Origin of the sequence: Streptomyces sp. Root431, assembly GCF_001426585.1 — a bacterium.
GTDB lineage: Bacteria > Actinomycetota > Actinomycetes > Streptomycetales > Streptomycetaceae > Streptomyces > Streptomyces stackebrandtii.
In genome coordinates this window covers 397,850-410,368 of sequence record NZ_LMEI01000007.1, presented here as the reverse complement: position 1 = coordinate 410,368, position 12,519 = coordinate 397,850, and the positions used below count along the sequence as shown (strand labels likewise).

Here is a 12,519-nt window from a genome sequence, read left to right as displayed (position 1 = left end):
CCCGCCCGCAGCTCGGCGGAGGTCCCGATTCCGCCTCGCGCGCCACCATCGGCGGGTTGGTACAGGCCTTTTCCGGCCGTTTGGAGGTGCCGTGAAGGAGTGTGGCGGGCCGGGCACACTGGGCATCATGCGCAGCGACGTCACCACCCTCCCCGGCAGCCCCGAACGCCCCAACGAGGACTGGGCAGCCGCAGCTCTGCCCGCCTCGGGCACCGGAGGGACGATCGTCCTCCTCGACGGCGTCACACCGCCGGCCGGTGATGACGGTTGTGTGCACACCGTGCCGTGGTTCACCGCTCGCCTTGGCGGGGCTTTGACCGAACTGTCCGCTTCTCGGCCGGACATGCCCTTGTTCGAGATCCTGGCCCGGGCAATCCGGCGCACCGCGGATGCCCACCGGGACACCTGTGACCTTTCTCACGTGCGTACGCCGCAGGCGACCGTGGTGCTGGCCCGCTGGGACGAGACCACGGTCGAACATCTCGTCCTCTCCGACTCCGCCCTCCTCCTCGAAGCGCCGGACGGCTCGGTCCGGGCGGTGCTCGACGACCGGCTCGACCGGGTCCCGGACGAGATCCTGCGCTCCCGGGAGGCCACGGACCGGCTGCGGAACCAGGAGGGCGGCTTCTTCACGGCGGCGGCCGACCCGGCGGTCGCGGAGCGGGCGGTGACGGGGACGACCCCGCGCGCGGAGGTACGGGCCCTGGCAGCGCTCACGGACGGGGCGAGCCGCTGGGTGGAGCTGTTCGGCGCGGGCGACTGGACGGACTGCTTCGGCGTCCTGCGCGAGGAGGGCCCGTCGGGACTGCTCCGGCGGGTGCGGGCGCTGGAGCAGGCGGACGCGGAGGCGGGCGGGATCCGGCGCTGGAAGCTCCACGACGACGCGACGGCCGTGTACGCGGAGCTGTGAGGTCCGGGGCCGGATTCAGCCCTCGGAGCGGACGTTGAAGTGGTGGAGCAGCCTCGCCAGTTCGGCGACCTCGGCGCGGTCCCAGTCGACGAGCTTGCGGACGTACCGCTCGCGCCGGGCGTCCCGGACGTGCCGGAAGCGGTTGCGGCCCTCCTCGGTGAGGCGGACGAGGGAGGCGCGCCCGTCGGCGGGGTCGGGGTCGCGGACGACGAGCCCGAGCATTTCGAGCGCGCGCAGCTGGCGGCTCATGGTCGCCTTGCCGACGCCGAAGTACCCGGCGAGCTCGGTGGCCCGCTGCGGGCCGGCGTCGTCGAGGCGTACGAAGAGCCCGTAGGCGGCGGGCTCCAGTTCGGGGTGGACCTCGCGGGCCATCTCGCCGGACTGGGCGCGGGCGCGGCGCAGGAAGACCGCCAGCTCCCGTTCGAGAGCGAGGAATTCCGGGTCGACCCCGGCGGGCGTGACGGCCCGGCCTTCACTTCCCGTACCGCTTCCGTGCACGTCAGCACCTCCCAGGCGTTCTCCGGCGGCTTCCCGGTGGCTCCTCGCGGCTTCCCGGCGGGTTTCCGGCCGCTGAAAGTTTCTTCCCGTCACGGCGAACGCCGCAGCTCCTCCAGTATTTCGCAGGATTAGACCAACGGCGGTATCCGGGCCCCCTTCCGCCGGGCGGGTCTACGTGCGTAGCGTCTCTCTCGACTCAATGACATGTCCACACCAGGACCTGTCGACATCGGTCCCCCACCGCCTTTCGGAGGCACGCATGCGTGTGCACAGATCCGGAACGACCCTCGCCGGTGCCGCCCTCGCGGCGCTGGCCCTCCTTCTCCCCCTCGCCGGGTCCGCCGGCGCCGCCCAGGACCCGGGGGCCCGGCAGGTGCCCGCCCGTGGTTCCGCCTCGATGGGGATGGGCGTCCTCAAGCACGACGGCAGCGGCGGCGCCCCCGGCGGGATCTCGATCCAGGCCGTCCAGACGGAGGGCGTGGACGTCTCCTCGCACCAGGGGAACGTCGCCTGGTCCACGCTGTGGAACAGCGGGGTCAAGTGGGCCTACGTCAAGGCCACGGAGGGCACGTACTACAAGAACACGTACTTCACGCAGCAGTACAACGGCTCGTACAACGTCGGCATGATCCGGGGCACGTATCACTTCGCCACCCCGGACACGACGACCGGCGCCGCCCAGGCCGACTACTTCGTCAACAACGGCGGCGGCTGGTCGGCGGACGGCAAGACGCTGCCGGGCGTCCTCGACATCGAGTGGAATCCGTACGGCGCGACCTGCTACGGCAAGACCGCGTCCGGGATGGTCGCCTGGATCCAGGACTTCGTGAACCGGTACAAGTACCGGACCGGGCGGGACGCCGTCATCTACACGGCGACGAGCTGGTGGAAGCAGTGCACCGGCAACTACGGGGGCTTCGCCTCCACCAACCCGCTGTGGATCGCGCGGTACGCCACGACCGTGGGCGAACTCCCGGCCGGCTGGCAGTACTACACGATGTGGCAGTACACGTCCTCCGGCCCGACGGTCGGCGACCACAACCACTTCAACGGCGACTACTCGCGCGTGCAGGCGCTCGCCAACGGCTGATCCCCCAAGGGTGATCCCTCCCCTCCTTCCGCGGCGGCTCTCCGGGTGCACGGCACCCCGGGGGGCCGCTGCGGTTTTTCCGCCCACCCCCTTGCCCATTGGTATGGACCAATGCGAGGCTCTACGGCGGTCGCCCGGAATTCAACTTCCGCGTACCCAGCGCGCGTTGCTCGTCCCGTACTCCCCCACGCACGAGAGAGAGCCCCCGCATGCCCTCCTACCGCCGCACCTCCGCCGTCGCCGCCTCCGCCCTGTCCGCCGCCGCGCTCGTCGGCCTCACCCCCGCCACGGCCGGTGCCCACGGCGCCGTCTTCAACCCCGTGAGCCGGGTCGCGGCCTGTTACGCGGAAGGCCCCGAGACCCCCAAGTCGCAGGTGTGCAAGGACCTCGTCGCCGACTCCGGCACCCAGCCGCTCTACGACTGGAACGAGGTCAACATCGCCAACGCCGACGGTCAGCACCAGGCCCTCATCCCGGACGGCAAGCTCTGCTCGGCGAACCGCGCCAAGTACCGGGCGCTGGACTGGGCGCGCACCGACTGGCCGGCGACGGCCGTCGCGGCGGGCTCCTTCGACTTCAAGGTCCGGGCCACGGCCGCCCACTCGGGCACGATGACGGTCTACATCACCAAGGCGGGCTTCGACCCGACGCAGCCCCTGAAGTGGTCGGACCTGGACGCGACCCCCGTCGCCGTCTACAACACCACCCGCACCGCGACGGACGGCTACTACAACTTCACGGGCACCCTGCCGGCCCGCACCGGCCGCCACATCGTCTACAAGGTGTGGCAGCGCAACGACAGCCCCGAGGCCTTCTACAGCTGCTCGGACGTCACCTTCGGCGGTGCGGCGGCGGCGCAGACCCAGGTGAAGGCCCACGCACCGACCGAGGCGAAGATCGCGGCGGGCGCCGACCTCTCCACCGTCAGCCACGCCGGCCACGGCGGCGACGAGCAGGCGCCGGCGCTCTCCGCCGAGACCGCCGCGGCCCCCACCTCGCCGCTCCCCCTGGCCCTCGCGGGCGCGGGCGCCCTCGCCGCCTTCGCCGGGGGCACCCTGCTCCTGGGCCGCCGCCGGAACCCGTCCGCCTCCTAGGAACCCTCCGGGGCCCTAGGAGCCGGACGATCCGAGGGGGAAGAGGGCGGCGAGCCGGGGCAGGGCCAACCCCTCCGGCCGGGACCCCCGGGGCCCGCCGTCCTCTTCCCCTTCTCCCTCGCCGAATTCCTCGAGGTCCTCGAATTCCTCGGCCTCTTCGGCCTCTTCGACCGCGTCGAGGAACTCGTCCCCCTCGTCGTCCTCCTGGCCGGTCAGCTCGTCGTACGCGTCCTGGGCGACGTAGTCGAGCTCCTCCCACTCGGGCCACTCGTGGTCGTGCCACTCGTCCCGGTGGCGCCCCACGAGGGCCCGGATCCCGGGGACGTCCGCCAGCGCGTCCGGGTCGGCGACGACCGACTCGTACACCTTCCGCCCCTGCCCCACCAGCCAGAGCGTGAAGTAGTGGAAGCCGTCGTCCGTGCAGCCGCCGCCCTCGACGCGGTTCGCCGCGGCCCAGACCGCGCGGGTGTCGGCCCGCTCGCACGCCTTCTCCAGCCGTACCTGGAACGCGACGCTCTCGCTCTCCGGACGCCGTGTCAGCTCCGCCCGCAGCCACTCCAGCCGCTCGTCCCGGTCACCGGTGCGGCGGCTCAACTCGTCGATGAGAGCCCAGAAGGCGTCGTCGTTCATGCGTACGAGCATGCCAGCCCCGACTGACATCCGCGTACACGGACCCGGGTGCACGGACCGGGTTCCCAGACGCGCGTAGACGGATCCGGCACCGGAACGCCGGAGCGGGGTGCCCCGATGAGGGCACCCCGCTCTCCGCCGGGGAGTTCGCGCCGGTTACGCGGCGACGGCCACCGGCACGGCCGCCGGGGCGAGCGCGATCTCCAGGACCTGCCGGACGTCCGTCACCGGGTGGACCTCCAGCTTCTCCAGGATCTCGGCGGGGACGTCGTCCAGGTCGGCCTCGTTCCGCTTGGGGATCACGACCGTCGTGATGCCCGCCCGGTGCGCCGCGAGCAGTTTCTGCTTCACGCCGCCGATCGGGAGGACCCGGCCGGTGAGGGAGACCTCGCCGGTCATGGCCACGTCCGTACGGACCTGCCGGCCGCTCAGCAGGGACGCGAGGGCGGTCGTCATCGTGACGCCCGCGCTCGGCCCGTCCTTGGGGACGGCGCCGGCCGGGAAGTGGATGTGCACGCCCCGGTCCTTGAGGCCGGTGACGGGCAGCTCCAGCTCCGCGCCGTGCGAGCGGAGGAAGGAGAGCGCGATCTGCGCGGACTCCTTCATCACGTCGCCCAGCTGGCCGGTGAGGGTCAGGCCGGCGGCGCCGGTCTCCGGGTCGGCGAGGGACGCCTCCACGAAGAGGACGTCGCCGCCCGCGCCGGTCACCGCGAGTCCGGTGGCGACGCCCGGCACCGCCGTGCGGCGCTCCGCCGGGTCCTGCGCCGATTCCGGCACGTGGTGGGGGCGGCCGATCAGGTCCCGCAGGTCCTCGGGCCGGACCGTGAACGGCAGCTCGCGGTCGCCGAGTTCGTGCTGGGCCGTGACCTTCCGGAGCAGCCGTGCGACGGCGCGCTCCAGGGTGCGGACGCCGGCCTCCCGGGTGTACTCCCCGGCGAGCTTCCGCAGGGTGGCGTCCTCCAGGACGACCTCGCCCGGCTCCAGGCCGGCCCGCTCCAACTGGCGCGGGAGCAGGTGGTCGCGGGCGATGACGACCTTTTCGTCCTCGGTGTAGCCGTCGAGCCTGACCAGCTCCATGCGGTCGAGGAGCGCCTCCGGGATGGCTTCGAGCACGTTGGCCGTGGCCAGGAAGACGACGTCGGAGAGGTCGAGTTCGACCTCCAGGTAGTGGTCGCGGAAGGTGTGGTTCTGTGCGGGGTCGAGGACTTCGAGGAGGGCCGCTGCCGGGTCGCCGCGGAAGTCGGAGCCGACCTTGTCGATCTCGTCGAGCAGGACCACCGGGTTCATGGAGCCGGCTTCCTTGATCGCCCGGACGATCCGGCCGGGCAGGGCGCCGACGTAGGTCCGCCGGTGGCCGCGGATCTCGGCCTCGTCGCGGACGCCGCCGAGGGCGACGCGGACGAACTTCCGGCCCATCGCGTGGGCGACGGACTCGCCGAGCGAGGTCTTGCCGACGCCGGGCGGGCCGACGAGGGCGAGGACGGCTCCGCCGCGGCGGCCGCCGACGACGCCGAGGCCGCGTTCGGCGCGCCGCTTGCGCACGGCGAGGTACTCGGTGATGCGCTCCTTCACGTCCTCAAGGCCCGCGTGTTCGGCGTCGAGGATCGCCTGGGCGCCGGGGATGTCGTACTGGTCCTCGGTCCTTTCGTTCCAGGGCAGTTCGAGGACGGTGTCGAGCCAGGTCCGGATCCAGGAGCCCTCCGGGGACTGGTCGCTGGACCGCTCCAGCTTGTCGACCTCCTTGAGGGCCGCCTCGCGGACCTTCTCGGGCAGGTCGGCGGCCTCGACGCGGGCGCGGTAGTCGTCGGACTCGTCGGCCGGCGAGTCGGGTCCGTCGCCCAGCTCGCGGAGCTCCTTGCGGACGGCTTCGAGCTGGCGGCGGAGGAGGAATTCGCGCTGCTGCTTGTCGACGCCCTCCTGGACGTCCTTGGCGATGGTCTCGGCGACGTCCTGCTCGGCGAGGTGCTCGCGGAGCTGGGCGGTGGCGAGGCGGAGGCGGGCGACGGGGTCGGCGGTCTCCAGGAGCTCGACCTTCTGCTCGACGGTGAGGAAGGGCGAGTATCCGGAGTTGTCGGCGAGGGCGCCGACGCCGTCGATCTGCTGGACGCGGTCGACGACCTGCCAGGCGCCGCGCTTCTTGAGCCAGCTGGTGGCCAGTGCCTTGTACTCCCTGACCAGCTCGGTCACGGAGCCGGGCAGCGGGTCGGGCAGGGTCTCCTCGACGGCGCTGCCCTCGACCCAGAGGGCGCCGCCGGGTCCGGTCGTGCCGGCGCCGATGCGGACGCGGTCGCGGCCGCGGATGAGCGCGCCGGGGTCGCCGTCGGAGAGCCGTCCGACCTGTTCGACGGTGCCGAGGACGCCGGTCGCGGCGTAGGTCCCGTCGACGCGGGGCACGAGCAGCACCCGCGGTTTGCCGCCGTCCGGGCGGGCGGCGGCCTGGGCGGCCTCGACGGCGGCCCGTACGTCGTTGTCGGACAGGTCCAGCGGCACCACCATTCCGGGCAGCACGACCTCGTCGTCGAGCGGCAGCACAGGCAGAGTGAGCGGCGCGGACGCCGTGGACGCAGAAGCCATGATCTCCCCTTCGGCAGTCAAGTTGAGCTGTACGGACTCAATGCACATGAGCCCGGGATTGTTCCCCGCGGGCAGTTCGCTCTGAGCGATCACTCTCGCGCCGAGCCCCGAGCTGCCGATGTAATACCTCCATGGATATGGGAGCTATTACCTCTGCATGGGTCGCCGGCTGGACCGCCTCCCGGGAGACCCCGCCCGCCGTCGTCGAGCCCTGGGGCTACCGGATCGACGTCGGCCTGCCCGAGCACGTCGTACGGCACGTCCTGCCCGCCCCCGACGCGGCCTCCGTCGGCGCGCTCTGCGAGCGGCTCACCGAGCCGTACACCTGGCTCAAGGTGATGGCGGCCCCGGAAGAGGTGGCGCCGTGGATCACCGAGGGGTGGACCGTCCCCGACGACCCGGGCTTCATGATGATCAAGCCGCTGGACCCGGGCGCCCGCCCCGCACCGCCCGAGGGGTACGCGCGGACCACCGAGGTCCGGGACGGGGTCATCCGGGTCCGCGTCCTCGCCCCGGACGGCACGCTCGCCGCGCGCGGCCAGATCGCCCCGACGGGCTCCACCGCCGTCGCCGACCAGATCGAGACCGACCCGGCGCACCGGCGGCGCGGCCTCGGCGCGAACGTCATGCGCACCCTGGAGGCGGCCGCCGCGCAGGCCGGCGCCGAGACCGGTGTCCTGTCCGCGACCACGGACGGCCTCGCGCTGTACGACTCTCTCGGCTGGCGCTACCGCGGGCGCCTCACCGGGATCGTCCGCTCGGGAACCTGACCGTCCGGCTGCGCGGGGGACCCGGTACGGGGCATGCTCGATCCATGGTGCGAGGCCGAGGCGTACGGGGGAAGTGGTGCGGGGCCCTGCTGCTGGCGGCGGTCCTGGCCGGCGGCGCGAGCGCGTGCGGGCCGGTGACGCCGCCCGCGCCGGGCGGGCCGGCGCCGGGCACGACGAGCGCGCCCCCCGAGCAGCCGGAAGCCCCGGCATCGACCGCTCCCACCGCTCCCCGTGACGAGCCCCGGCCCGGTGAGGTCCTCGTCGAGGTGGTCGTGAGCGGCGGCTTCGCCGGGGTCCGCAACCAGCTCGTCGTCCACCACGACGGCCGCTGGACCAGCCGCTCCGGCACGAAGCCGCCCCGGACCGGGCAGCAGACGCCCGCCGAGGTCGCCGAGCTGCGGGCCGCACTGGAGGACCCGGCGTACGCGCGGGTCCCGAACCGGCCCACCGGCAGCCCGATCGCCGACGGGTTCCAGTACTCCATCACGTACCGCCACCGCCTCGTCGTCGTGGGCGACGGCGAACGCCCGCCGGCCCTCCAGCGCGTCTTCGCCGCCCTGCCGGAAGGCGGCCCGCCGACGAGCCCCTGAGCCGGGGCGCCGGACCGCCGTGAACCGAACCGGGGTCCGTACGCGATAGAGAGGGCGTGAGACTCTTGCGCCCCTCAAGGGGAGGCCCCACAGGGGGAGACGAGGACGACGCGGCGCTGCTGCGCGCCGTCGCCAAGGGGGACACCGAGGCGCTCGCCGTCCTCTACGACCGGCACGCGGGCTGGCTGCACGCCCGGCTCGCCCGTCGCTGCCCGGACGAGGAGACCGTGCGGGAGGTCCTCCAGGACACCTTCGTCACGGTCTGGCGCTCGGCCGGCGGCCACCGCGGCCGGGGCGAGGCCGGCGGCTGGCTCTGGGTGATCGCCGCCCGGCGGCTCGTCGACGCCCAGCGCGCCCGGGCCCGCGCCGACCGCACCGAACGGGCCGCGGCCATGCCGCCGGAGCCCGCCACTCCCGCGCCCTCCGCCGAGGAGCGGGTCCTCGCGGGCCTGGAGTACGGGGAGGTGGGCGCGGCCCTCGACCGGATCTCCCCCGAGCTCGCCGAGGTCCTGCGGGCGACCGTCGTCGACGGTCTGACGACCCGCGAGACCGCCCGGCTGCTCGGCATCCCCGAAGGCACCGTCAAGACCCGCGCCCTGCGCGCCCGCCGCGAGCTGCGCGCCGCCCTCGGCGCCGGCCCGTACCCCCTGGGAGGCACCGCATGACGTCCCCCCGACCGGCCGCCGACTGGCACGTCACCGAGGCGCTCGCGCTCCGGTACGCGGAGGGCGCCGCCTCCGAGACGGACGCCTGGTCCCTCGAGAAGCACGTCGAGTCCTGCTCGCTCTGCGCGGGCCGCGTCTCGGCCGCCGTACGCGCCGGAGCCGCCGGCCCGGCCCTGGCCTCCCTGCGGGCGGAGCTCCTGGCCTCCGTGGGGCACCGGCCCGCCCCGGTGCCCGCCGTCGCCGCGAGCCCCCTCGGGCGGTGGGCGCGGCTCTGGTGGGCCGCCGGGCCCGCCCTGCGCGGGTCCTGGGTCGTGGCGGTGGCGCTCGTCCTGGGCGGGGCCTTCGCCCTGGCCTACGGCGCCGGGTTCCAGGGGGCTCGGAGCTGGCTGCTCGCGCTCTCCCCGGTCCTCCCGCTGGGCGGGGTCGCCGTCTCGTACGGACGCCACGCCGACCCCCTGTACGAGATCACCGCCGCGACCCCCTCCGGCGGGCTGCGGCTGCTCCTCACCCGTGCCGCCGCCGTGCTCACGGTCTGCGTGCCGCTGCTGACCGCCGGCGGGGCGCTGCTGCCGCCGGTGGCCGGTTTCCCGGGGGCGGCCGCCTGGCTGCTGCCGGGGCTCGCGCTGACCCTGGCGACCCTCGCCCTCGGTTCCTTCGTCGGCTGCCGGGCGGCGGCCGCGACCGTCGCCGGCGGGTGGCTGCTCGCCGTGACGGGCCCGCTCCTCGGGCCTTCGGCGACCGGTCCGACGGGGACCACCGAAGGCAGTGCCGCCGCGATCGCCCGCTACTTCTCCGGCCCGACGGCACAAGGGAGTTGGGCCGTCGCAGCACTCGCCTGCGCCGCCCTCCTCGTGCTGCGGCGCCGTTCCTTCGACCACCTGGAGACCCGGTGAACCAGCCCGCCACGGTCGCGGTGACCGGACTGACCGTCCGCCACCGCCGCACCGTCGCCCTCGACGCGCTCGACCTGTCCCTCTCCCCCGGCGTCCACGGCCTGCTCGGCCCGAACGGCGCGGGGAAGACCTCGCTCATCCGGGTCCTCGCGACCGTCGCCGCACCCTCCTCCGGGCGGGTGGAGCTGCTCGGCGGGGACGTCGCGGGCCACCGCGAGCGCACCGCGATCCGGCGCCGACTCGGCTATCTGCCGCAGGAGTTCGGCTACTACCCGGGCTTCACGGTCCGGGAGTTCGTCGCGTACGTGGCCTGGCTGAAGGAGGTGCCGGCGGACCGGGCCGCGGCCGCCGTGGAGCGGGCGGTCGCGCGGGTCGGTCTCGCCGACCGGATCGACGACCGGATCAAGACGCTGTCGGGCGGCATGGTCCGCCGGGCCGGCATCGCCCAGGCCATCGTGAACGAACCGGAGTTGCTGCTGCTCGACGAGCCGACGGCCGGTCTCGACCCGGAGCAGCGGGTCGACTTCCGCGAGCTGCTGCGGGAGCTCGGCACGGAGGCGACGGTCGTGGTCTCCACCCACCTGGTGGAGGACGTGGCCGCGGCCTGCACCGATGTCGCCCTGATCGAGGGGGGACGGCTCGCCTTCCGCGGCCCGACCGCCGAACTCGCCGCGCTCGGCGGCGAGTCGGCCGCACCCGGCGACTCGACGACGAACGCGATCGAGCGCGGCTACACGGCCGCCCTGCGCACCCACCGCGAGAGCGCCGGAGCCGGCGCGGTCCGCACGAAGGAGGCGCTCCGGTGACCGCGACCCTCACCCCGCCCCGCGCGGACCGACCGACGCCCGCCCGCCCGCCCGCCCCGCTCCGCACCGAGCTGCGCCGCGGCCTCGGGCCGTGGACAGGCGTCGCCGTCGCCCTCACCGTCCTGGTGACGATGTACGGCAAGGCGCCCGAGTGGCAGGGCCGTTGGGCCGACGCGACCAACCTGCTGCACGTCGCCGCCGGACTGCTCTGCGGGCCCCTCGCGCTCGCGGCGGGCTGCTGGCAGGGCGGCCGGGACCGGCGGCGCGGGACGACGGAGCTGTGGGAGTCCGTCCCCCGCTCTCCGCTGCGCCGCCTCCTCGTCGCGGTCGGCCCGTCCGCGTTCTGGCCCGCCGCAGGACTGCTGTTCGCCGACGCCGTCTGCCTCCTCGCCACCTGGCCGTACGTCTCCGCCGGGCGCCCCTTCCTCGAACTCCTCGCCGCCGACGCGGTCGCCGTCGCCGCCCTCGGCGCGCTCGGCCATCTCGCCGGGCGGGTCATCCGGTGGCGCCTCGCGGCCCCGCTGCTCGGGATCGTCGGATACGTCGTCCTCGGCCTCGCCGCCTACACGGCAGGCCCCGCGCGCTGGCTCGGCCCGGCGGGCGAGCACCAGTTCTTCTGGGACCGGCCGGTGTGGTGGTTCGGCCCGGTGTCAATGGCGTGGACGGCGGGGCTCGCGCTCGCCGCGCTCCTCGCGTACGGGCTGCGCCCGGCCCGCCTCCGGGTGCTCGCGCTGATTCCGCTGGCCGTCACGGTCGGCGCCGCCGGCCTGATCCTGCGGCTGCCGCGGGACGAGGGCCCGTGGCGCCCGGACCCGGCCCTGTCCCGGCAGGTCTGCGACGGCGGCACGCCGCAGGTGTGCCTGACCGCGGTGGACGAGAGCCTGCTGCCCGACGTCTCGGCGGCCCTCGCCCCGCTGAGCGCGCGCCTGAAGGGGGTGCCGGGTGCCCCGGTCCGCTGGGTCAGCGGCCTGGCGGGACCCGCCCTCCCCGGAGACGTCGCGCTGCCCTCCGTCCGGCAGGACGCGGTCCGCGACCGGCTCGCCCACCCCGACCTGTACCTCAACTCGGCCGTGAACTGGCTGTTCTCGGACTCGTGCCGGCCCGGCGACGGCACGGGCCCGAACGCCGAGCGGGCGAGCACGATCAATCTCGCCGTGATCGAGTGGCTGGCGCCGACCCCGGAGGGCTACGGCCCCGCCACCACCGGCGCCCAGCCGTACATCGACCGCCTGAAGGCCAAGTCCCCGGCCGAGCAGCGCGCCTACCTCACCCGCTTCCTCGCCGCGAACACCTGCCGCCCGGACGAGGTGCCGATCCCGTGAGGCTCTATCTGCGCTCCCGCGGCCTGCCCGGCGCGCTGGCCGCCCTGCTCGGCACGGCGGCGGCCGCCGCCTGGGCGGCCTGGTGGCTGGTGTCGCTGCCCGACTTCGACCACACGGCGCGGCTGCCGGTCGTGGTCCTCGGCCCGCTGCTCGCGGCGGGCGTGATCGGGACGAGTCTGCACACGCCGAGCGACGAGCTGGACCGTACGGCGGTACGCGCCTGGTGGCCCCGCCGCCTCGCGCACCTCCTCGCGCCGACCGCGCTGGCCGTGGGCCTGCTCGCGCTCGCGGTGCCTGGGCACGCGGAGGAGTTCGGCGCGCCCGCCGCCGTACGCAACACCCTGGGCCTGGTGGGCATGGCGGCGTCGGCCGCTCCCCTCGTCGGCGCCCGGCTGAGCTGGCTGCCGCCGACCTTCTACGCCGGCGTGGTCTACCTGGCGGCCCCCTCCGGCACGGAGGGCGGCGCGGCCTGGTGGGCCTGGGTGACGCGCCCCGGCCCGGAGGGCGAAGCGTGGGCGGTGGCCGCCGTCGCCTTCGCCGCCGGGACGGCGCTGTACGCGTGGCGGGGCTCCCGGCGTACGACCGGCGAGGCCTGAGCCTCGGCACGAGGGCGCGCAGGCACGCAGGCACGCAGGCATCCAGACACGGAGCCACGCAGCCGCGAAGCCCGCGAAGCC

Annotated in this window: 13 protein-coding genes; 10 read left to right on the top strand and 3 right to left on the bottom strand. The window is 74.6% G+C overall.

Annotated elements, in window-relative coordinates; translation table 11 throughout:
* Positions 1-127: 127 nt before the first annotated feature.
* Positions 128-910, top strand: coding sequence for a protein phosphatase 2C domain-containing protein (locus ASC82_RS09130; RefSeq protein ID WP_056644048.1), 783 nt, complete (start codon positions 128-130; stop codon positions 908-910).
* A 15-nt stretch (positions 911-925) separates the two neighbouring features.
* Here the strand turns inward: ASC82_RS09130 and ASC82_RS09125 are convergent, their stop codons facing one another.
* On the bottom strand, positions 926-1,408 hold the full coding sequence (locus tag ASC82_RS09125) for a MarR family transcriptional regulator (protein WP_056644045.1): 483 nt from the start codon (positions 1,406-1,408) through the stop codon (positions 926-928).
* A gap of 259 nt (positions 1,409-1,667) precedes the next feature.
* Between ASC82_RS09125 and ASC82_RS09120 the strand changes: the two genes are divergently transcribed.
* Positions 1,668-2,498: a lysozyme gene (locus ASC82_RS09120; RefSeq protein ID WP_056644043.1), complete on the top strand. Its 831-nt coding sequence runs from the start codon at positions 1,668-1,670 to the stop codon at positions 2,496-2,498.
* Between the two features lie 209 nt (positions 2,499-2,707).
* Positions 2,708-3,592, top strand: a complete 885-nt coding sequence (locus ASC82_RS09115; RefSeq protein WP_056644041.1) for a lytic polysaccharide monooxygenase — start codon at positions 2,708-2,710, stop codon at positions 3,590-3,592.
* Positions 3,593-3,607: 15 nt separating this feature from the next.
* Here ASC82_RS09115 and ASC82_RS09110 read toward each other — a convergent pair whose 3' ends face one another.
* Complete coding sequence (locus ASC82_RS09110) at positions 3,608-4,222, bottom strand: DUF4240 domain-containing protein (protein WP_056644894.1); 615 nt, start codon at positions 4,220-4,222, stop codon at positions 3,608-3,610.
* Positions 4,223-4,378: 156 nt separating this feature from the next.
* The gene (lon, locus tag ASC82_RS09105; protein WP_056644039.1) at positions 4,379-6,796 is read right to left on the bottom strand and encodes an endopeptidase La; all 2,418 of its coding nucleotides are present in this window, start codon (positions 6,794-6,796) and stop codon (positions 4,379-4,381) included.
* A gap of 131 nt (positions 6,797-6,927) precedes the next feature.
* Here lon and ASC82_RS09100 point away from each other — a divergent pair, with 131 nt between their 5' ends.
* The 7 genes from ASC82_RS09100 to ASC82_RS09070 are packed head-to-tail and all read left to right on the top strand — an operon-like array spanning position 6,928 to position 12,438.
* Positions 6,928-7,566: a GNAT family N-acetyltransferase gene (locus ASC82_RS09100; RefSeq protein ID WP_056644037.1), complete on the top strand. Its 639-nt coding sequence runs from the start codon at positions 6,928-6,930 to the stop codon at positions 7,564-7,566.
* A 44-nt stretch (positions 7,567-7,610) separates the two neighbouring features.
* On the top strand, positions 7,611-8,156 hold the full coding sequence (locus ASC82_RS09095; protein ID WP_056644035.1) for a hypothetical protein: 546 nt from the start codon (positions 7,611-7,613) through the stop codon (positions 8,154-8,156).
* A 56-nt stretch (positions 8,157-8,212) separates the two neighbouring features.
* Positions 8,213-8,821: an RNA polymerase sigma factor gene (locus ASC82_RS09090; RefSeq protein WP_056644032.1), complete on the top strand. Its 609-nt coding sequence runs from the start codon at positions 8,213-8,215 to the stop codon at positions 8,819-8,821.
* The gene (locus ASC82_RS09085; RefSeq protein ID WP_056644030.1) at positions 8,818-9,714 is read left to right on the top strand and encodes a hypothetical protein; all 897 of its coding nucleotides are present in this window, start codon (positions 8,818-8,820) and stop codon (positions 9,712-9,714) included. Before ASC82_RS09090 ends, ASC82_RS09085 begins: the two co-directional genes overlap by 4 nt.
* Positions 9,711-10,520: an ABC transporter ATP-binding protein gene (locus ASC82_RS09080; RefSeq protein WP_242427615.1), complete on the top strand. Its 810-nt coding sequence runs from the start codon at positions 9,711-9,713 to the stop codon at positions 10,518-10,520. The genes ASC82_RS09085 and ASC82_RS09080 overlap by 4 nt, the downstream gene beginning before the upstream one ends.
* Positions 10,517-11,842: a hypothetical protein gene (locus ASC82_RS09075; protein ID WP_056644027.1), complete on the top strand. Its 1,326-nt coding sequence runs from the start codon at positions 10,517-10,519 to the stop codon at positions 11,840-11,842. Before ASC82_RS09080 ends, ASC82_RS09075 begins: the two co-directional genes overlap by 4 nt.
* Positions 11,839-12,438, top strand: a complete 600-nt coding sequence (locus tag ASC82_RS09070) for a hypothetical protein (protein ID WP_242427614.1) — start codon at positions 11,839-11,841, stop codon at positions 12,436-12,438. Before ASC82_RS09075 ends, ASC82_RS09070 begins: the two co-directional genes overlap by 4 nt.
* Positions 12,439-12,519: the final 81 nt, after the last annotated feature.